The following is a 19,607-nucleotide window of genomic DNA, read 5'->3' as shown; positions in this document are numbered from 1 at the left end:
GTGAATACCCGGGGTCGGCCGATCCCCGTCAACGCCCGACCGCGTACCCCTGCATCCCGCGCGGGTTCGCCGCCGCCGAGAGCACCCCGGTCTCCGGGTCGCGGGCGACCGCGCACAGTCTGCCCTCGCTCCAGCTCTCGCCGACGACGACGTCATGGCCCCGCCGCCGCAGTTCCGCGACGGTCTCCGGGGGCGTCCGGGACTCGACGGTGACGCTGCCGGGCCGCATGCCGCGCGGGTAGAAGGAGCCGGGGAAGCTGTCGTTGTGCCAGTTCGGGGCGTCGATGGCGCCCTGGAGGTCGAGGCCGCCGCGGACCGGCGGGCGGAGGGCGACGGCGAGGAAGAAGTGCAGCTGCCACTGGTCCTGCTGGTCGCCGCCGGGGGTGCCGAACGCCATCACCGGCACGCCGTCGCGCAGTGCCAGCGACGGGGTGAGCGTGGTGCGCGGGCGGCGCCCGGGGGTGAGGGAGTTGGGCAGTCCCTCGTCCAGCCAGGCCATCTGCAGCCGGGTGCCGAGCGGAAAACCCAGCTCGGGCACGACCGGGTTGGACTGCAGCCAGCCGCCGCTGGGCGTGGCCGCGACCATGTTGCCCCAGCGGTCGACGATGTCGAGGTGGCAGGTGTCGCCCCGGGTGCTCCCGTCGGTCGCGACCGTGGGCTCCCCGGCCCCCATCGGGCCGGCGCCCGGCTCGTCGGTGGCCACCACGCGCGCGTGGGCGCTCAGCCGCGGGGTGCGGCCCCCCGGACCGCCCGGCAGCAGCTCGTACGACGCCTTGTCGCCGACCAGGCCCCGCCGTGCCGCGTTGTACTCCTCGGACAGCAGTTCGTCCAGCGGTACCGGCGCCGCGTCCCCGTACCAGGCCTCCCGGTCGGCCATGGCGAGCTTGCAGCCCTCGACGAGGAGGTGCACATAGTCGGCGGACCCGTACGCGGGCAGTTCGGGCGGCAGCAGGGCGAGTTGCTGGAGGAGGACGGGGCCCTGGCTCCAGGGGCCGGCCTTGCACAGGGTCCAGCCGTTCCAGTCGTACGTCGCCGGGGCCTCGTAGGACGCGGACCAGGCGGCGAGGTCGGCCATGGTGAGTGTCCCGGTGTGTCGTTCGCCGCTGGTGTCGAGGGTGGGGCGGCCGGACTGCCGGACGAGGGCCTCGGCGATGAAGCCGGAGCGCCACACCTCGCGCGCCGCCTCGATCCGGGCCTCCCGGTCGCCCGCCCCCTCGGTCTCGGCGAGCAGCCGCCGCCAGGTGGCGGCCAGCGCCGGGTTGCGGAACAGCTCGCCCGGTCGGGGCGCCCGTCCGTCCGGGAGGTACACCCGCGCCGAGGACGGCCACTCCCCCTCGAAGAGCTCCCGTACGGACTCGACGGTCGCCCCCACGTTCTCCACGGGCGCGTGTCCGTCCTCCGCGTAGCCGACGGCGTACTTCAGGACGTCGGCCAGGTCCTTGGTGCCGTGGTCGCGCAGGAGGAGCAGCCACGCGTCGAAGGCGCCCGGCACGGCGGCGGCCAGGGGTCCGGTGCCGGGGACGAGTTCCAGTCCGAGCCCCCGGTAGTGCGCGGCCGACGCCCCGGCGGGCGCGACGCCCTGCCCGCACAGCACCCGGACCTCGCCGCCCGCCGGGGCGAGGATGATCGGCACCTCACCGGCGGGCCCGTTGAGATGCGGTTCCACGACATGCAGGACGAAGCCCGCCGCCACGGCCGCGTCGAACGCGTTGCCGCCGTCCTCCAGCACCGCCATCGCCGACTGCGAGGCGAGCCAGTGCGTGGAGGACACCATGCCGAAGGTCCCCTGGAGCGTCGGGCGGGTGGTGAACACGGGTGGACTCCTCGCTGCGCGACGGGTGTTCGCCGATCGTACGCAGCGCCCCGGCGGGCCCTCTGGGTCAGCCCTCGCCGGAACGCCGCCCCACCGTCAGCACATGCCCGCCAGGTCGTGTCCGCAAAGTCCCGCCTGCCTCGCGACGCCTGGCACGCACTCTCACCGCACCGGGCGAAGACCCAAGTACATCCAGTACGAGGGCCTTCGCCCGGCACGCCGAGAGCACGCACCAGACGCCGCGAGGCCGCCCTCCGGGCGAAGACGGGACTTTGCGGACACGACCTGGCACCCAGCAGCGACGGCTCCGACTCGATCCGCCGGGTCGCCGCCGACACCGCCTCCCGGCGCTCCGGGTCGTCCAGCCACTCCGCCACGCCGCCCATCAGCCAGGCGACACCCTCGACGCCGTACTGCCCGTCGAGCGCGAGCCCCGCCTCGGTGAACTCGCCGGGCACCTCGGCCGGATCGGCGAAGTAGGCGGTGGTGAAGTCCGGGTTCTCCGGCGAATGCCGGTGCCTGCCGTCGGCCGAGGCGGCGTCGGTGCGCACCCGGCGTTCGGGGATGAAGTAGTTGCCGCGCCGGAGCGTGTCGTTGAGCGCCGCGAACCGGTTGATCGTGGCCGCGACCACGAGACCGCCCGGCCGCACGACCCGGCCGGCCTCCGCCAACGCCCGTACGCGGTCCGGGCGTTCGGGGAGATGGTAGAGCGGCCCGAGGAGCAGGACGACGTCGTACGTGGCGTCCTCGGCGGGCGGCGCGCAGGCGTCCCCGAGGCGGGCGGTGACCCCGGGCAGTCGCCCGGACCGCTCCACGTGCGACGGCACCGGGTCGACGACCTCGACCTCGTGCCCGTCCTCCCCGGCCAGCCACTCGGCGTGGATCCCGGTGCCGCCGCCGACGTCGAGCACACGCGCGGGGGCGTCCGGCAGCAGCCGCCGCGGGATGTCCTGGGTGCGCCAGAACTCCAGCCGCCCGGCGCCCTCCCTGAGGCGGGTGTTCTCCCCGCCGCGCTCGTAGTGGGCGAGGATCTCCTCGGGCAGGGACGGGAGTGGGGAGTCCGGGGCGTACGGTGACGGGTTCATGCGCCCAGGGTGCTCATCGCCCCTCGGGCCCCGCAAGCGGTCAAGACCCTTCGTCGACCCGTGCCCACGCGGTCGTGCCGAGGCGGCCCGTGTTGCCGAGGTCGAGGCCGCCGTCGGGGGTGAGGACCTCGGCGGGCCGGCCGTCGAGCGGGGCGATGCGCAGGTACGGCGCGTCGACGGCGGGGACGTCCGCCTCGGTGACCGTGTTGCGCCAGACCAGTCCGGTCCGGGCGGACTCGCCCGGAGCGAGGGTGACGCGGTGCGGCCCGGGGTCGGGCACACCGGTGGTGATGTCCTGGGCGCCTCGCAGCACACGTACGTCGTCGTGGCGTTCGCCGTCGTCGTCGAGCAGTTGGACCGACGGGTAGCCGTCGACGGTGTAGGGCTTGTCGCCGCAGTTGGTGAGGGTCACGCTCATCGCCCGCAGCCCCATCGCCGCGTCGACCGGGCCGGGCAGCATCCGCACCCCGGAGGACGGGCAGGCGGCCGAGGTGTCCCCGGTCGGCCGCGCGCCCGACGGGGACCGCGTGACAGCGGGTGACTCCGGGGTCCCCGGGTCCCGGGGCGCGTACGTGACGGTCGGCGAGGCCTCCGCCGAGGATCCCGTGCGGGCGGGGTCGAGTTCGCGGTCGAGTTCCTCCGAGAGTCCGCAGCCGCCGACGGCCAGGACAAGTGCCGTCACGAGCAGCGCGCGGGAAGCCGTACGGCCGGATATCGGGATCATGGACCGATCCTGACACGCGCGTGCTGAACCGGAGGCCCCTGTCACCACGTATACACAGAGCGAGTTCGCACTTTCGTCCCACAGACAGTCGTGTGACACTGACGTACCCCACCGCCCGGCGGTACCGCCGCCTCGACCCCGAGAAGTGCGCTGTGCGTGATCTCCCTCTGCCGCTCGCCCTCACCGTGCGACTGATGCCGGTCGTCGTACTCGCCACCGCGGGCTGGGCGTTGTCGTCCGGTCCGCTGTCGGCGAGCCCGGCCAAGGAGGACTCCGCGCAGGACACCGCGTCGGGGCCCGTCTCCACCGACGAGTCCGCGCCGTCGACGGCGACCGAGACCAAGACCTACACGAAGGCGCCCTCGCCCTGTTCCGGCGTCAAGGAGAAAACGGTCAAGTCCCTTGTTCCGGGCGCGAAGACGGCCGGCAAGGAGATCGCCTCGACGGACGAGTCCGTGCGCCGCACCTGTTCCTGGAACGCGCTCAAGGGCTTCGACTACCGCTGGCTGGACATCTCGTACGAGATCCAGCAATCGGACGACAAGGCCGAAAGCGCCTATAAGGCGCGCACCACGGAGAAGAGCGGCGGTGGCGCCGTCCCCGGTCTGGGCGACTCTGCCTACTCGGTGGTGAATCTCACCACCGAGGACAAGCAGCAGACCCGCGAGGGCGTGGTGTACGTCCGGATGTCCAACGCGCTGGTGGTCGTCACCTACAACGGCAGCGACTTCGAGTCGCGGAAGGCGCCGAGCACGGACGAGATCAACAAGGGTGCCATCAAGGCCGCGAAAGAGGCGGCGGCCGTGCTGGAGGACGCCCGGTAGGGCTGCGACTCTCCGGCACGACCGACACATCCGACACGGCCGACACCGCCGACACCGCCGACACCGCCGGCATTCGTCAGACGGACACGCTCTCCGCCTGCGCCTTCTCCGCCCGCACCTTCTTCCGCTCCCCGGCCATCAGCGCCACGTACAGCAGCATCGAGGTGCCCAGGCCCACCGCCCAGCCGTAGTCGGCCAGCGGCTTGAGGAACGGGATCATGCCGTCGTGCGGGAACGGTCCGGACGACACGCCGTCCTCGGAGACGGTCGAGTACGAGCCGCCGACCGCGAGGACACCGCCGACCACGAAGGCCGCTATCGCCCGCCAGTTCCAGCCGGACGCGTACCAGTAACGCCCGCCGGGCGTGTACAGGTCCGCGAGGTGCAGGACGGTACGGCGGACGATCCAGTAGTCGGCGATGAGGATGCCGGCGACCGTGCCGAGCAGTCCGCCGACCACGCCGAGCCAGGTGAAGATGTAGAACTCGGGCGTGGAGATCAGCTTCCACGGGAAGATCAGGATGCCGACGACACCCGTGATGAGCGCGCCCGTACGGAAGTTGATGAGCTTCGGCGCGAGGTTCGCCAGGTCGTACGCCGGGGAGACCACGTTCGCCGCGATGTTCACGGAGATGGTGGCGACCAGCACGGTGATCAGGGCGAAGAGCAGACCGAAGACGTTGTCGGCCTTGGCGGCCAGGGTGACCGGGTCCCAGATGGCCTCGCCGTAGACGACCTCGGAGCCGGAGGTGACCAGCACGGCGAGGATCGCGAAGAGCGTCATCGTGGTGGGCAGGCCGAGGGACTGGCCCCAGGTCTGCGCCTTCTGACTGGCGCCGAAGCGGGTGAAGTCGGGGATGTTCAGGGACAGCGTGGCCCAGAAGCCGATCATGCCCATCAGGGACGGGAAGAAGACCGGCCAGAAGTCGGGGCCCCAGCCGAGCTTGGACGGCTGGTCGAGGAGCGCGCCGAAGCCGTCGGCCTCGACCGCGATCCAGATCAGCAGCACCAGCGCGCCGACGATCACGAAGGGCGCGGCCCAGTTCTCGAAGTGCCGCAGGAAGTCCATACCGCGGTAGATGATCGCGATCTGCAGCGCCCAGAAGAGGAGGAAGCAGAGCCACAGCGGCCACGGATTGCCCGCGACCTGCCCGGCCTTCTCCCACTCGCCGCCGGTGAGCTTGGAGCCGAGGGCGAAGACGCCGGAGCCGCCGATCCAGGTCTGGATGCCGAACCAGCCGCAGGCCACGGCCGCGCGGATCATGGCCGGGATGTTGGCGCCGCGCAGTCCGAAGGAGGCGCGGGCGAGCACCGGGAACGGGATGCCGTACTTGGGTCCGGCGTGCCCGGTGGCCAGCATCGGCAGCAGCACGATGATGTTGGCCAGGGCGATGGTGAAGACGGCCTGCTTCCAGTCCATACCGAGGGCGACCAGGCCGGAGGCCAGGGTCCAGCTGGGGATGCAGTGGGCCATGGAGATCCACAGCGCCGCGAAGTTGTACGTCGTCCACTTGCGCTCGGAGACGGGTACGGGGCGCAGGTCCTCGTTGGCGAAGGGGCTGTCGGCGGGGAACGCCTCGGGGGCCAGCTCGATCCGGCCGGAGGAGTCGGCGGACTGGGCTATCGACGACCCCGAGGGGACTGTTTCGGTCATGGGCAGGCCAATCAGGGGAGGCGGGACGGGAGAGAAAGGCCGTGCGGAGGCCTTGGGCCCCTCCCCGGGGACGGCCGGGGAGGGAGTCAAGGTGTGGGGGGAGGGTGAGCGGAGTGCGGGTCAGCCGTTGAGCGCCGGGATGACCGTCGAGCCGTACACGTCGATCACCCGCTCCTGCGCGTCGTGCATGTCGTACACGGCGAACTGGTCGACGCCGAGCGCGCGCAGCGCGTTCAGCTTCTCGATGTGCATCTCGGGAGTGCCGATGACGCAGAACCGGTCGACGATCTCGTCCGGCACGAACTGGGTGTCGGGGTTGTCGGCCCGCCCGTGGTGGGAGTAGTCGTACCCCTCCCGGGCCTTGATGTAGTCCGTCAGCTCCTCCGGTACGGCCGCGGAGTGCTCGCCGTACTTGGAGACCAGGTCGGCGACATGGTTGCCGACCATCCCGCCGAACCAGCGGCACTGCTCGCGCGCGTGGGCCAGCGCCTCGGGCGAGTCGTCCTCGGTGACGTACGCGGGGGCGGCCACGCAGATCTTCACCTCGGCGGGGTCGCGCCCGGCGGCCACGGCCGCGTCCTTGACGGCCTTGACCATGTACTCGGTGAGGTAGAGGTCGGAGAGCTGGAGGATGAAGCCGTCGGCCTCCTCACCGGTCATCTTCAACGCCTTGGGGCCGTACGCGGCCATCCAGACCGGGAGTTCGGCGCCCTCCTTGATCCAGGGGAAGCGGATGACCGTACCGCCGAGGTCGGCCTCTCCCCCGCTGCCCAGCGCGCGGATGACCTTCATCGCCTCGCTGATCCGGGCCAGGGTGTTGGGCTTGCGGCCCGCGACCCGCATCGCCGAGTCACCGCGGCCGATGCCGCAGACCGTGCGGTTGCCGAACATGTCGTTGAGGGTGGCGAAGGTCGAGGCGGTGACCTCCCAGGTGCGGGTGCCCGGGTTGGTGACCATCGGGCCGACCGTCAGTTTCGTCGTGCTGGACAGGATCTGGCTGTAGATGACGAACGGCTCCTGCCACAGCACGGCGGAGTCGAAGGTCCAGCCGTAGGTGAAGCCGTTGTCCTCGGCGCGCTTCATCAGCTCGATGACGCGCGAGGCCGGTGGGTCGGTCTGGAGGACGAGTCCGAAGTCCATCTGCTCCGCTCCTAGGTGAGGTACTGACAGGTGGAGCGGGGGGTGTACGTGCCGTGCCCGGCGTGCCCGGTGTACTCCCGCTCGGTGATGACGGGTTCGCCGCGCGAGAGGACCGTCTCGACCCGGCCGGTGGTGCGCTTGCCCTCGTACGCCGAGTAGTCGACGTTCATGTGGTGCGTCTCGGCGGACATGACCTGCTCGGCGTGCGGGTCGTAGATGACGATGTCGGCGTCCGCGCCCGGCGCGATCGTGCCCTTCTTCGGGTACATGCCGAACATGCGGGCCGGGGTCGCGCAGGCGATCTCGATCCAGCGGCGGCGCGAGATGTGCCCGTCGACGACCGCCTGGTGGAGCAGGTCCATGCGGTTCTCGACGCCCGGGAGGCCGTTGGGGATCTTGGAGAAGTCGCCCCGGCCCAGCTCCTTCTGGCCGACGAAGCAGAACGGGCAGTGGTCGGTGGAGACCACCTGGAGGTCGTTGGTGCGCAGGCCCTGCCACAGCTTGGCCTGGTGTTCGCGAGGCCTGAGCGGTGTGCTGCACACGTACTTGGAGCCCTCGAAGTCCGGCTCCGCGAGGTTGTCCGTGGACAGGAACAGATACTGCGGGCAGGTCTCGCCGAAGACGTTGAGCCCCTCGTCGCGTGCGCGCGCCAGCTCGGCCACTGCCTCCATGGCCGAGACGTGCACGACGTACAGGGGGGCGCCGGCGACCTGGGCGAGCTTGATGGCCCGGTGGGTGGCCTCGGCTTCGAGGAGGGCCTTGCGGACCTCGCCGTGGTAACGGGGGTCGGTCTCGCCGCGTGCGAGGGCCTGTTCGACGAGGACGTCGATCGCGATGCCGTTCTCCGCGTGCATCATGATCAGGCCGCCGTTCTCGGCGGAGCGCTGCATGGCGCGCAGGATCTGGCCGTCGTCGCTGTAGAAGACGCCCGGGTAGGCCATGAACTGCTTGAAGGAGGTGACGCCCTCCTGCACCAGCAGGTCCATCTCCTTGAGCGTGTCCTGGTTCACGTCCGACACGATCATGTGGAAGCCGTAGTCGATCGCGCAGTTGCCCTCCGCCTTGGCGTGCCAGGCGTCGAGGCCCTCGCGGAGGGTGTGGCCGACGCTCTGCACGGCGAAGTCGACGATCGTGGTGGTGCCGCCCCAGGCGGCGGCGCGGGTGCCGGTCTCGAAGGTGTCGGAGGCGAAGGTGCCGCCGAAGGGGAGTTCCATGTGGGTGTGGGCGTCCACGCCGCCCGGGATGACGTATTTGCCGGTGGCGTCGAGGGTGCGGTCGGCGGTCCAGGCCTCTGTGGTGGCCGTGCCGCTTGCCGCGAGCGCGACCACACGGCCGTCTTCGATCAGGACGTCTGCGTGCAACTCGTCTGAGGCTGTGATGACGAGACCGCCGCGGATTACGGTACGGCCGCTCATTGGGTCACGCTCCGTTCGGTTGTCGGGACAGTGCCGGTCGTTCGTGGCTGGTCGCGCGGTTCCCCGCGCCCCTGGAGGGCCCCTGCGGGGCCCATCAGGGGCGCGGATCACGCATTGCTACGGCGCCGTCAGCGGGCCGTACGCGTCCGGGCGGCGGTCGCGGAAGAACTGCCAGCGGTCGCGGACCTCGCGGAGCTTGGCGAGGTCGAGGTCGCGGACGACGAGTTCGGTCTCCTTGTCGCTGGCGACCTCGCCGACGAACTGGGCCTCCGGGTCCACGAAGTAGGAGGTGCCGTAGAAGTCGTTGTCGCCCAATTCCTCGACGCCGACCCGGTTGATGGCGCCGATGAAGTACTCGTTGGCGACGGCCGACGCCGGCTGCTCCAGCTGCCAGAGGTAGCGGGACAGACCGCGCGAGGTGGCCGAGGGGTTGAACACGATCTCGGCGCCGCCGAGGCCCAGTGCGCGCCAGCCCTCCGGGAAGTGCCGGTCGTAGCAGATGTAGACGCCGATCCTCCCGACGGCCGTGTCGAAGACGGGCCAGCCCGCGTTGCCGGGACGGAAGTAGAACTTCTCCCAGAAACCGGGGACTTGGGGGATGTGGTGCTTGCGGTACTTGCCGAGGTACTTGCCGTCGGCGTCGATCACGGCGGCGGTGTTGTAGAGGACGCCCGGCTGCTCCTCCTCGTACATCGGCAGCACGAGGACCATGCCCAGTTCCTTGGCCAGCGCCTGGAAGCGCTTGACGATCGGGCCGTCGGGGATCGCCTCCGCGTACTCGTAGAACGCCTTGTCCTGGACCTGGCAGAAGTAGGGCCCGTAGAACAGCTCCTGGAAGCACATGACCTGCGCGCCCTGGGCCGCAGCGTCGCGGGCCGCCTGCTCGTGGACCTGGATCATCGACTCCTTGTCGCCGGTCCAGGCCGTCTGGAAGATGGCTGCGCGGATGACTCTGCTCATCGGGACCTCCGGTCACTCGGTGTGCAGCGAGCGTAGGAAGTCCGGCAATCCGGTTTGAGTTGCACGGTGTCACGTCTGCGGGCCTTCTCCGTTCCACCGTGTCACCCTTTCCTGGGCGCATGTTTCACCGCCGTTTTCGCAGGTCGCGGCATGTTTCAAGCCTGTTGCGCGTCGTGCGCGAGGAGGGCGATGTGCACGGACGCGGCCTGTTCGAAGTCGTCGAGGTCCACGCCGAGGCGGGCCTCTATGGCTTCGAGCCTGCGGTACAGCGCGGGCCGGCTGACGTGGTGCAGCTGGGCGGTGTGCGACTTGTTGCGGCCGGTCGCGAGATAGGTCCGCAGCACGGGCAGCAGATCCTGCTCGGCGTGCCCGTCGCCGCGGAGCAGACCGTCCAACTCCCGCTCGGCGAAGGCCTGGACATGCGGATCGTCCCGCAACAGCCGGACCAGGCCGCGCAGATGCACGTCGCGGAGGCGTACGACGACGGGGAGGTCCAGCCCGGTCGTGGCGGACTGGGCGACGGCGTCGGCCACATGCCGGGCCTCGCGCAGCCCGCCGGGTACGTCCTCCCAGGTGGTGCGCGCCTCGGCGGCGGCCACGACCGTCCCGCGGACCCCCGACTCCGACCGCAGCCGGGCCGCGAAGTGCGCGGTGAGCGCGGTCGCGTCCTGGTCCCGGGCGAGGCTGAGGAGGACCGCGGTGGCGCCCTCCGCCAGCTCGGCGACCAGTCCGGGGAGCCCCAACATCCGCAGCACCCGGTCGAGTTGGGCCGGGTCGCCGTCGCGCACGACGAGGGGTACGAACGTACGGCGGTTGACCGGCAGCCCGGCCGCCCGTGCCCTCGGCAGCAGCTGCCGGGCCGGGACGACCCCGGAGACGAGGTCCGTCAGCAGGCCCTGCGCGGACTGTTCCTCCCAGGAGTGCGCGGAGCCGCCGAGCATCCGGTGCAGGACGAGCGCCTCGGCGGCCCGGTCGGCGAGCAGCCGCCCGGTGGCGATGTCGCCCCGGTGGCCGCACAGCACGATCTGGCCCCAGCGTTCGCCGCGTCCGCCCAGTTCGGCGCGGACCCAGCCGTCGCCCTGGTTGCCGCCCGCCTGGCGGGAGATCCGCTCCCAGTCCCGCAGCACGTCGTCGACCGCCGACCGCTCCCCGGCCGTGGCGAGGACACGGTGGGCGAGGTTGGTGACGACGAGCGGACAGCCCGCGTGGTGGGCGATCTCGTCGAGCAGCCGTTGCAGCGGGGCGCCGGCGGTGATGAGCCCGGTCAGGGCCGTGCGGACGGCCTCCGACAGGCTCACGGCCGCGAACTTCCGCCGTACCAGCCGGGACTGGACCTCCTCGGTGAGTTCGGCGAAGGGGAACGGCCGGTGCAGCACCACCATGGGCAGACCGCACCGCTCGGCCGCCCGGCGCATCACCTCGGGCGGCGTCGGGAAGGCCCGGCCCAGTCCGAGGACGACCGCGGCGGCCTCGGCCCGGTACAGCGAGCGGATGTACTCGGCCTGGGCGTCCTCGTCCCCGGCGAGCAGGACCCCGGTGGTGAGGACCATCTCGCCGCCGCTGAGCATCACGCCCACGTCGGGCGCCTCGGCCACATGCACCCAGCGCACGGGCCGGTCGAGCTGACCGGCCCCGGCCACCACCTCGGGCTCTCCGGCGAGGACCCGGTCCAGGCCGAGGACCTGGCGTACCGACAGGGCGGGTTCCAAGGTGGTGGTCGTGGTCATGGCGGTGTTCCTCAGATCTGTTCTTCTGGTGCTAGTGAATGCTCCTCAGAGCCCGTTCGAGGGCGTCGGCGCCCTCCTCGGCCTCGGCGACGGTCAGCGACAGCGGGGGCGCGACGCGCAGCGCGCTGGTGTTGTGGCCACCGCCCTTGCCGATCAGCAGGCCCTCCCGGCGGGCGGCTTCGAGGACGGCGGACGCGGCCTCCGGATTCGCCTCCTCGGTGCCGGGCTTCACCAGCTCGATACCGATCATGAGGCCCCGGCCGCGTACCTCCTTCACCGCCGGGATCTGCGCGGTGATCGCCCGCAGCCGCTCGATGAGCAGTCCGCCGACGCGCCGGGCGTTGCCCTGGAGGTCGTGCTCGATCAGGTAGTTGAGGTTGGCGAGGCCGGCGGCCATGGTGATCTGGGTGCCGCCGAAGGTCGAGATCGAGTTGCTGTCGAGGCAGTTCATGACCTCGGGGCGGGCTACGACACCGCCGATGGACATGCCGTTGCCGATGCCCTTGGCGAAGGTGACGATGTCCGGCGGCCCGTTCTGCCCGTGCGCCTGCCAGCCCCAGAAGTTGTCGCCGGTACGGCCCCAGCCGGTCTGCACCTCGTCCGCGATCCACAGCACACCGTGCCGTTGCAGCACCTCGCGGAAGGCGGCGTACAGGCCGTCCGGCGGTGAGGTGAAGCCGCCGACGCCCTGGATCGGCTCGGCGATCAGCGCGGCCGGCGGGCGGCCGTGGCCGAGCAGGTCCTCCAGGTCGGCGACGCAGGCCGTGATGAAGTCGGCGTCGCTCAGATCGGCGTACGGGCCGCGCGTCCGGACGCCGCCGTGCACGTACAGCGTCTGGAGCGGGGACAGCGAGGTCGGGGACCAGCCCTTGTTGCCGGTGATGCCGACCGCGCTGAACGAGCGGCCGTGGTAGCTGTTGCGCATCGCCAGGATCTGGTTGCTGCGGCGGTACGTCGTCGCCAGCATCAGCGCGGTGTCGTTGGCCTCGGTGCCGGAGGTGGTGAAGAAGACACGGGCGTCCGGGATGCCGGACATCTGCGCGATCCGCTCGGCGAGTTCGACCATCGGCCGGTTGAGGTAGAGCGTGGAGGAGTGGATGATCCGCCCGGCCTGCTCGCTCACCGCCTTGGTGACCTCGGGCAGCGCGTGCGCCGTCATGGTGGTGAGGATGCCGCCGAAGAAGTCCAGGTACTTGGTGCCCTGGGCGTCCCAGACATGGCGGCCCTCGCCGTGGGTGATCTCCAGCGGGTCCGCGTAGTAGAGCGCGAGCCAGTCGGGCAGTACGGCCTTGTGGCGTCCGAGCAGTTCGTCGGTCACGGCTGCACCACTCCTTTCACTGCGGTACGGGTTCTGCGTGGGTCACGGCTGTACGTGCCCATGTCGGGGTCGGACGAGTCCTGCCCATGTCAGGGCTGTACGAGTCCTTCGTAGGCGTCGGGCCGGCGGTCGCGGTAGAACGCCCACTGCTGCCGTACCTCCTCGATCAGGTCGAAGTCGAGGTCCCGTACGACCAGTTCCTCGCCCTTGTCGCTCGCGACCTCGCCGACGAACTTGCCGCGCGGGTCGACGAAGTAGGAGGTGCCGTAGAAGTCGTTGTCCCCGTACTCCTCGACGCCGACCCGGTTGATCGCGGCGACGAAGTACTCGTTGGCGACGGCCGCCGCGGGCTGCTCCAGCTGCCAGAGGTGGGAGGACAGGCCCCGGTGGGTGGCGGACGGGTTGTACACGAGCTGGGCGCCGTTCAGGCCGAGTTGGCGCCAGCCCTCCGGGAAGTGCCGGTCGTAGCAGATGTAGACGCCGACCTTGCCGACGGCCGTGTCGAAGACGGGCCAGCCGAGGTTGCCGGGCTTGAAGTAGTACTTCTCCCAGAAGCCCTTGACCTGCGGGATGTGGTGCTTGCGGTACTTGCCGAGGTAGGTGCCGTCGGCGTCGATCACCGCCGCGGTGTTGTAGTAGAACCCGGACTGCTCGACCTCGAAGACCGGGACGACGATCACCATGCCGGTCTCGCGGGCCAGCTCCCGCATCCGCGTCACGGTCGGGCCGTCCGGGACGGGTTCCGCCCAGGCGTAGTGCTCCGGCTCCTGGACCTGGCAGAAGTAGGGCGCGTTGAAGACTTCCTGGAAGCCGATCACCTTGGCGCCCTGCCGGGCCGCCTCACGGGCGTGCTCGATGTGCTTGGCGACCATGGATGCGGTGTCGCCGGTCCAGGTCGCCTGGACGAGGGCGGCGCGTACGACGTTGGCCATGTCAGGTGCTCCTTCGACAGGGACCTCAGCGAGCCTCTACGCCCGTAGACGCAGGCCGTAGAGGCTTGAAACTAAGCCCCGTCGACGGGCTGGGCAAGACCATCGTCGTCAACCGGCCGAGTCGATCACGTTTCGCACTCCAGTGGAGGATTACGCCTGCGTTTCGCCCGTCGGCCCGGTCGGGCGGGGGCGGGGGTCCGTGGGCGGGGGCGGGGGTTCGTGGGCGGGGGCGGGGGTTCGTGGGCGGCTGCGCGCCCGGTGGGGCTTCTCGCGCAGTTCCCCGCGCCCCTGAAAGAGCCAGGCCCTGCGCGGCCGGCCTCCGCCGGACCCGCGGTCGCCCGCGCGGATGGGGTCAGGTGATTCCCTGTACACGGAGGGCGTGCACCACCTCGCGGTAGCGCTCCTCCGAGACCGCGCGCGCCGCCGCCAGGACGAGGGGCTTGAGCCGGCGCGGATGGGCCTCGGCGGTGCGCGCCGCCTCCTCCGGGGTGCGTACGCGGACGTACACGGCGAGCAGCGCACGCGCCTCCCGTTCGCGCCCCTCGGTGGTGAAGGCGAGCACGGCCTCGCCGATCTCCTCGGCGGGTCGCGAGACGCCCTGCCGCAGCATCTGCTCGCCGTCCGAGGCGCGGCCCACCGCGTTCAGGGCGTCCGCGACCGCGACCAGCCGGTCGGCGGGCAGCGAACCGGCCTCCCACAACAGGGTGGCCCAGTCGGCGCCGAGGCCCGCGCGTTGCAGGTCGGCCGCGAGCAGCGGGAACCGGGCGGCGGGACCCTGCGCGACCTCCACGAGCAGGGCGTGCGCCTCCCCGCTGCGGCCCTCCCGGCGCAGCCGCACCAGCCGCTGCACGGTGTCGGCGACCTCCCGCCGGGCGTCGTCGTCCAGCGCCTGCCGGGCCTGCGGCTGCTTCGGCTGCGCCGTCTCGGCCCGCTCCGCGACACCCGCGTACCGGGCTCCCCGGGGCGCGCGCCCCTTGCGGCCGGCGGCCGGTGCCGTCCTGGGCACGACGGCCGGCGGAGCCTCCTCGACCTCCGCCGCCCCGGCGAAACGGGCACCCCCTCGGGGGCGGCGCTTGGCCCGCTGCTTGGCGGGCGACGCGGGGGTGGCTCCCGGGTCGGGGGCCTCGGGGTCGGGCGCAGGGGTGGAGGTGGGGTCGGAGGTGGAGGTGAGGTCGGAGGTGGGGTCGGAGGTGGGGTCGGAAGCGGGGGTGGACGCGGGGGTGGACGCGCGGCTGGGGCTCCCTTGGGCGCCGCCGCCGTCGCCGTACCGGTCCGCCCGGTCCGCCCCGTCCGCGTGTATACGTCCGCCGGGGCGCTCCTCCGCGTCGGTCGCGCGCTCCTCCGCTTCCGGGACCCGGAAGACGTCCCCGGCGGGGTTGCCCGGAAAGCGCGTCGCGCCCCGCGCGGGGTGGTGCGGGGCGCGGCGGTCGGCGTCCTCGATGCGGGTGCGCAGTTCCGCGCAGCGGGCCGTGGCGCGTTCGTGGTCGTCGTGGGCCCAGGCCAGGTCGAGACGGACGGAGTCGGCCTCCTGCTGGGTGGTGGCGGTCCGGAGGAGGCGGGTCAGTTCGGCGGTGCGTTCGGCGGCGTAGCGCTGTTCGCGGAGCATGACGTCGAGCCGGTCGCCGAGGGCCTCACGGCCGCCGGGCCGGGAGTCGTGGGCGGCCAGGGAGGCGTGGTGCAGGGCGCGGGCGCGCTCGGTCTCCTGGGCCGCGGCGGCGGGACCGTACGCCGTGACGAGGTCGTGCATCAGCGCCTCGACGACGTCCCAGGGCGGCACCTCCAGGCCGTCGAGGCAGGCCCGCATACCGTCCGGGTCGCGCTGCCAGAAGACGGCGCACCAGCCACCGCCCTGGTCGAGCTTCGTCATCAGCTTGTTCAGGTATCCCGCGAACTCCCGCACTTGACCCGGGAGTTGATCCACAGCCATCGCATACTCCCCGGCAGACCGGTGTGCTCCGGTCCGTAAGAAAACACCAGTTGTGTTACAGGACGGCTACGCGAAGTTTTCGGAGCGGACGCAGTGTGCTGTGCGCGGCCGTGCGGCGGCTGTGCGTGCGGGGTTCATACCATCCGGGCGCAGGAGTCAGGCCACTGCCGCCACCACCGCAGCCGGGGCGGTCTCGGCGGTCGGCGCGCACCGCGTGATCAGTTCGTCCATGGACAGACCCAGGGTGCGGGCGAGGGCGGCGATCGTGAAGAAGGCCGGGGTGGGGGCACGGCCGGTCTCGATCTTCCGGAGGGTCTCCGCGGAGAGACCCGCGCCGGCGGCGATCTCCGCCATGCTACGACCACCGCGGGCCTCGCGCAGCAACCGGCCGAGCCGCTCGCCGCGTTCGCGCTCTTCGGGGGTCAGTGGGGTGCGCACCATGACCCCATTCTAATACCGACCCACCACCACGGGACCGGTATATTAATTGGGCATCGACCGGTATAGTAATTGGCATGGTGGAACTGAAGACGGATGCGTCGATGGACGCGATGTACGAGACCGGGCAGATCGTGGGGCAGGGGCTCGCCGCGGTGCGGGACGCCGCCGACGTGGGCGTCTCCCTGCGCGAACTGGACGAGGTGGCGCACGAGGTGCTGCGCGGGGCGGGCGCCACGTCGCCCTTCCTCGGCTACCGGCCCTCCTTCGCGCCCACCCCCTTCCCCGCGGTGATCTGCGCCTCCGTGAACGACGCGATCGTGCACGGCATCCCCACGTCGTACCGCCTGCGCGACGGCGACCTCGTGTCCGTCGACTACGGCGCCGAACTCGGCGGCTGGGCCGGGGACTCGGCGATCAGCTTCGTGGTGGGCACGCCCCGCACGGCCGATCTGCGGCTCGTCGAGACCGCCGAACGCGCCCTCGCGGCGGGCATCGAGGCGGCCGTCGTCGGCAACCGCATCGGCGACATCGCGCACGCGATCGGCGGTGTGTGCCGTGGCGCCGGGTACGGGATCCCCGACGGGTTCGGCGGTCACGGCATCGGCCGCCGGATGCACGAGGACCCGGCCGTACCGAACGAGGGGCGACCCGGGCGCGGGATGCGGCTGCGGCACGGGATGGTGCTGGCGATCGAGCCGATGGTGATCGGTGGGGGCGGCGACGGATACCACGCGGCGCCCGACGGGTGGACGCTGCGGACGGACGACGGGTCGCGGGCGGCGCACGCGGAGCACACGGTGGCGATCACGGAGGCGGGGCCGCGGGTGCTTACCGCGTGGCGGGGGTAGCCGGGGGGCGCCGTTGGGGTGGGGCGCGTTGTCGGGTACGGGTGCGTGGGGGCTGGTCGCGCAGTTCCCCGCGCCCGGCGTGGGCAAGACGGAGCTGGCCCGCGCGCTGGCGGAGGCGCTCTTCGGCGGCGAGGACCGGATGGTGCGGCTCGACATGAGCGAGTACCAGGAGCGGCACGCGGTCAGCCGGCTGATCGGCGCCCCGCCCGGCTATGTCGGCCACGAGGAGGCGGGCCGGCTGACGGAGGCCGTGCGCCGACAGCCGTACGCGCTGCTGTTGCTGGACGAGGTGGAGAAGGCGCATCCGGACGTCTTCCATCTGCTGCTCCAGGTCCTCGACGACGGCCGGCTCACCGACGCGCAGGGGCGCACGGTCGACTTCGGCAACACCGTGGTCGTGATGACGAGCAACCTGGGCTCGGAGGCCATCGGCCGGGGCGGGTCGGGGCCGGGCTTCTCGGCGGGCGTTGCCGAGGCCGAGGAGGCGGACCGGCGCGAGCGGATCCTCAGGCCGTTGCGGGAGCACTTCCGACCCGAGTTCCTCAACCGCGTCGACGAGATCGTGGTCTTCCGCCGGCTCACCGACGGCCAACTGCGGCGGATCACCGGCCTGTTGCTGGAGCGCACACGGGAGCGGCTGCGCGCGCGGGGCGTCACCATCGAGTTCGGCGAGCAGGCCGTGGACCGTCTCGCCGAGATCGGCCACCAGCCCGAGTACGGTGCCCGGCCGCTGCGCCGCACGATCCAGCGGGAGGTCGACAACCCCCTGTCCCGGCTGCTGCTCGACGGTGAACTGCCGTACGGCAGCCGGGTGGTGGCGGAGATGGAGGACGGGCGGCTCGCCTTCCGTACGACGCCGCCGCCCGCCCCGTAGGGGCCGACCGCCCCTGGCTGAGACCTACTTGGCCGGTCGTACGACCATCGCCGCGCCGCCGCCGCGTCGTACGGTCTCGGCGGCGGCCAGCCACTTGCCGTTCGACAGACGTTGGACGGCGGTGGCGGCGCCGATCTCCGGGTTCTGCCGGAAGCCGTGGCCGATGGCTTCGAGTTCGGTCCTCAACGGGCTGTTCCACAGGCCCGGTTCGAGTTCGGTGGTGGTCTGGTTGCGCTGGCTGGCGCGCGGCGCGGCGATCGCGTCGACCAGCGGCAGCCCCCGGTCGAGGAAGCCGGTCAGGGTCTGCAGCACGGTCGTGATGATGGTCGCGCCACCCGGTGAACCGAGCGCCACCACGGGCTTGTCGTGCCGGTCGAGGACGATGGTCGGTGACATCGACGAGCGGGGCCGCTTGCCCGGACCGGGCAGGTTGGGGTCGTGCACGGCCGGGTTGGCCGGGGTGAAGGAGAAGTCCGTCAGCTCGTTGTTGAGCAGGAACCCGCGCCCCGGCACGGTGATGCCGCTGCCGCCGGTCTGCTCGATGGTGAGCGTGTAGGAGACGACGTTGCCCCACTTGTCGGCGACCGTGAGATGCGTCGTGCTGTCGCCCTCGTACGTCGTCGGCGCCGCCGTACCGCCGGCCGCGCAGGGCGTCGGGTTGCGCGGGTCGCCGGGCGCGACGGGGCTGGTGAGCACCGCGTCGTCCTTGATCAGGCACTCGCGGGAGTCGGCGAACCGCTGCGACAGCAGCCCCTTGGTCGGGACGTCCTCGAAGGCGGGGTCGCCGACCCAGCGGCCCCGGTCGGCGAACGCGATCCGGCTGGCCTCGATGTAGCGGTGCAGGTACTGGACGTCGCTCGCCTTCGAAAGGTCCGTCCGCTCAAGGATGTTGAGGGCCTCGGCGACCGTCGTGCCGCCGGAGGAGGAGGGCGCCATGCCGTAGACGCCGAGACCTCGGTACGAGGCCTTCGTGGGCGCCTGGCGCTTGGCGCGGTAGGCGGCGAGGTCGGCGGTCGTCAGGTCGCCGGGGCGGGCGTTGTAGCCGGAGGCGGGGTCCACCGGCGGCTTGTTGACCGTGTCGACGATGTCCTGCGCGAGGTCGCCCCGGTAGAGGGCGCCGACGCCCTTGCGGCCCAACTCCGCGTAGGTGCGGGCCAGATCGGGGTTCTTGAGGGTCGAGCCGACCACCGGCAGCTGTCCGCCGGGGAGGTACAGCTCGGCGGTGGCCGGGAAGTTGCGGAACCGGGCCTCGTTGGAGGCGGTCTGGGAGCGGAAGGTCGCGTCGACGGTGAAGCCGTCGCGGGCGAGCTTCTCGGCGGGCTTCAGCAGCTTGCCGAGCGGTTCGCTGCCCCAACTCCGCAGCGCCGTCTGCCAGGTGGCCGGGGTGCCGGGGGTGCCGACGCTCAGCCCGCTGGTGACGGCCTCGGCGAACGGGATCGGCTGGCCGTTCTCCAGGAAGAGGTCCTCGCCGGCGCTCAGGGGCGCGGTCTCCCGGCCGTCGATGGTGTGCACCGTGCGGGACCCGGCGTCGTAGTAGACGAAGTACCCGCCTCCGCCGATGCCCGCCGAGTACGGCTCGGTGACGCCCAGCGCGGCGGCCGTGGCGACGGCCGCGTCGACCGCGTTGCCGCCCTTGCGGAGCACCTCGATCCCGGCGGCCGAGGCGTCCGGGTCGACGCTGGAGACGGCGCCGCCGTAGCCGACGGCCACCGGGACCTTCTCCACGGGATCCGTCGCGGCGGACGTCGGCGGGGCCGCCCCCACCGCCACCACGGCGGACGTCGCCGCCAGTACAGCCAGTTTCCGCGCGACAGGGCGACGCAGACGCATCCGTACCTCCAGTCAAGGACCGTCCGCGCAGAGTAACGCGGGCCCCACGGCCCCGTCAGCGGTGTCTCGGCCATCCGGCGGTCCCGCAACACCGC

The 19,607-nt window shown here is 71.8% G+C and carries 14 protein-coding genes and 2 pseudogenes; 3 read left to right on the top strand and 13 right to left on the bottom strand.

Annotation, left to right across the window (positions count from 1 at the left end; genetic code table 11):
- Positions 1–28: 28 nt before the first annotated feature.
- The 3 genes and pseudogenes from F9278_RS39330 to F9278_RS39315 all read right to left on the bottom strand — a co-directional run bounded on the left by F9278_RS39330 (position 29) and on the right by F9278_RS39315 (position 3,622).
- Positions 29–1,813, bottom strand: coding sequence for a gamma-glutamyltransferase family protein (locus F9278_RS39330; RefSeq protein WP_152172556.1), 1,785 nt, complete (start codon positions 1,811–1,813; stop codon positions 29–31).
- A gap of 287 nt (positions 1,814–2,100) precedes the next feature.
- A pseudogene (locus tag F9278_RS39320) lies at positions 2,101–2,898 on the bottom strand (class I SAM-dependent methyltransferase); the annotation flags it as partial.
- Positions 2,899–2,938: 40 nt separating this feature from the next.
- Positions 2,939–3,622: a DUF4232 domain-containing protein gene (locus F9278_RS39315; RefSeq protein WP_152172555.1), complete on the bottom strand. Its 684-nt coding sequence runs from the start codon at positions 3,620–3,622 to the stop codon at positions 2,939–2,941.
- A 152-nt stretch (positions 3,623–3,774) separates the two neighbouring features.
- Here F9278_RS39315 and F9278_RS39310 point away from each other — a divergent pair, with 152 nt between their 5' ends.
- Positions 3,775–4,446, top strand: a complete 672-nt coding sequence (locus F9278_RS39310; protein WP_152174397.1) for a hypothetical protein — start codon at positions 3,775–3,777, stop codon at positions 4,444–4,446.
- 76 nt (positions 4,447–4,522) lie between these two features.
- On the opposite strand, the gene F9278_RS39305 is transcribed toward F9278_RS39310, so the two are convergent.
- The 9 genes from F9278_RS39305 to F9278_RS39265 all read right to left on the bottom strand — a co-directional run bounded on the left by F9278_RS39305 (position 4,523) and on the right by F9278_RS39265 (position 15,960).
- Positions 4,523–6,100, bottom strand: coding sequence for an NCS1 family nucleobase:cation symporter-1 (locus tag F9278_RS39305; protein ID WP_152172554.1), 1,578 nt, complete (start codon positions 6,098–6,100; stop codon positions 4,523–4,525).
- Positions 6,101–6,220: 120 nt separating this feature from the next.
- Positions 6,221–7,240 (bottom strand): TIGR03842 family LLM class F420-dependent oxidoreductase, encoded by a 1,020-nt coding sequence (locus F9278_RS39300; protein ID WP_152172553.1) that lies wholly within the window; start codon positions 7,238–7,240, stop codon positions 6,221–6,223.
- An 11-nt stretch (positions 7,241–7,251) separates the two neighbouring features.
- Positions 7,252–8,655 (bottom strand): dihydropyrimidinase, encoded by a 1,404-nt coding sequence (hydA, locus tag F9278_RS39295; protein WP_152172552.1) that lies wholly within the window; start codon positions 8,653–8,655, stop codon positions 7,252–7,254.
- A 117-nt stretch (positions 8,656–8,772) separates the two neighbouring features.
- Complete coding sequence (locus F9278_RS39290; RefSeq protein ID WP_152172551.1) at positions 8,773–9,615, bottom strand: nitrilase-related carbon-nitrogen hydrolase; 843 nt, start codon at positions 9,613–9,615, stop codon at positions 8,773–8,775.
- A 155-nt stretch (positions 9,616–9,770) separates the two neighbouring features.
- On the bottom strand, positions 9,771–11,342 hold the full coding sequence (locus F9278_RS39285) for a PucR family transcriptional regulator (protein WP_152172550.1): 1,572 nt from the start codon (positions 11,340–11,342) through the stop codon (positions 9,771–9,773).
- Positions 11,343–11,373: 31 nt separating this feature from the next.
- Positions 11,374–12,660, bottom strand: coding sequence for an aspartate aminotransferase family protein (locus tag F9278_RS39280; protein WP_152172549.1), 1,287 nt, complete (start codon positions 12,658–12,660; stop codon positions 11,374–11,376).
- 89 nt (positions 12,661–12,749) lie between these two features.
- Positions 12,750–13,592 carry a nitrilase-related carbon-nitrogen hydrolase gene (locus F9278_RS39275; RefSeq protein ID WP_152172548.1) on the bottom strand — a complete coding sequence of 281 codons (843 nt, stop codon included), beginning with the start codon at positions 13,590–13,592 and terminating at the stop codon, positions 12,750–12,752.
- 352 nt (positions 13,593–13,944) lie between these two features.
- The gene (locus F9278_RS39270) at positions 13,945–15,519 is read right to left on the bottom strand and encodes a hypothetical protein (protein WP_152172547.1); all 1,575 of its coding nucleotides are present in this window, start codon (positions 15,517–15,519) and stop codon (positions 13,945–13,947) included.
- A gap of 156 nt (positions 15,520–15,675) precedes the next feature.
- Entirely contained in the window at positions 15,676–15,960 is a 285-nt protein-coding gene (locus F9278_RS39265) for a helix-turn-helix domain-containing protein (protein ID WP_152172546.1), read from the bottom strand.
- Between the two features lie 74 nt (positions 15,961–16,034).
- Here F9278_RS39265 and map point away from each other — a divergent pair, with 74 nt between their 5' ends.
- Both map and F9278_RS39255 read left to right on the top strand, forming a co-directional pair.
- Positions 16,035–16,808 carry a type I methionyl aminopeptidase gene (gene map / locus F9278_RS39260; protein ID WP_152172545.1) on the top strand — a complete coding sequence of 258 codons (774 nt, stop codon included), beginning with the start codon at positions 16,035–16,037 and terminating at the stop codon, positions 16,806–16,808.
- A 76-nt stretch (positions 16,809–16,884) separates the two neighbouring features.
- A pseudogene (locus tag F9278_RS39255) lies at positions 16,885–17,682 on the top strand (AAA family ATPase); the annotation flags it as partial.
- A gap of 24 nt (positions 17,683–17,706) precedes the next feature.
- On the opposite strand, the gene ggt reads toward F9278_RS39255, so the two are convergent.
- Positions 17,707–19,512, bottom strand: a complete 1,806-nt coding sequence (gene ggt / locus F9278_RS39250; protein WP_152172544.1) for a gamma-glutamyltransferase — start codon at positions 19,510–19,512, stop codon at positions 17,707–17,709.
- Positions 19,513–19,607 lie beyond the last annotated feature (95 nt).

The sequence above is a fragment of the Streptomyces phaeolivaceus genome (assembly GCF_009184865.1).
In the GTDB taxonomy this organism is placed as follows: Bacteria; Actinomycetota; Actinomycetes; order Streptomycetales; family Streptomycetaceae; genus Streptomyces; species Streptomyces phaeolivaceus.
Note: the sequence above shows the minus strand (reverse complement) of the source record. Positions and strands in the feature narration are given on the sequence as shown.

Coding starts and splice junctions, on each gene's coding strand:
- F9278_RS39275 (WP_152172548.1), bottom strand. CDS start 13,592: ATGGCCAACGTCGTACGCGCCGCCCTCGTCCAGGCGACCTGGACCGGC.
- F9278_RS39270 (WP_152172547.1), bottom strand. CDS start 15,519: ATGGCTGTGGATCAACTCCCGGGTCAAGTGCGGGAGTTCGCGGGATAC.
- map (WP_152172545.1), top strand. CDS start 16,035: ATGGTGGAACTGAAGACGGATGCGTCGATGGACGCGATGTACGAGACC.
- F9278_RS39300 (WP_152172553.1), bottom strand. CDS start 7,240: ATGGACTTCGGACTCGTCCTCCAGACCGACCCACCGGCCTCGCGCGTC.
- F9278_RS39265 (WP_152172546.1), bottom strand. CDS start 15,960: ATGGTGCGCACCCCACTGACCCCCGAAGAGCGCGAACGCGGCGAGCGG.
- hydA (WP_152172552.1), bottom strand. CDS start 8,655: ATGAGCGGCCGTACCGTAATCCGCGGCGGTCTCGTCATCACAGCCTCA.
- F9278_RS39315 (WP_152172555.1), bottom strand. CDS start 3,622: ATGATCCCGATATCCGGCCGTACGGCTTCCCGCGCGCTGCTCGTGACG.
- ggt (WP_152172544.1), bottom strand. CDS start 19,512: ATGCGTCTGCGTCGCCCTGTCGCGCGGAAACTGGCTGTACTGGCGGCG.
- F9278_RS39305 (WP_152172554.1), bottom strand. CDS start 6,100: ATGACCGAAACAGTCCCCTCGGGGTCGTCGATAGCCCAGTCCGCCGAC.
- F9278_RS39285 (WP_152172550.1), bottom strand. CDS start 11,342: ATGACCACGACCACCACCTTGGAACCCGCCCTGTCGGTACGCCAGGTC.
- F9278_RS39290 (WP_152172551.1), bottom strand. CDS start 9,615: ATGAGCAGAGTCATCCGCGCAGCCATCTTCCAGACGGCCTGGACCGGC.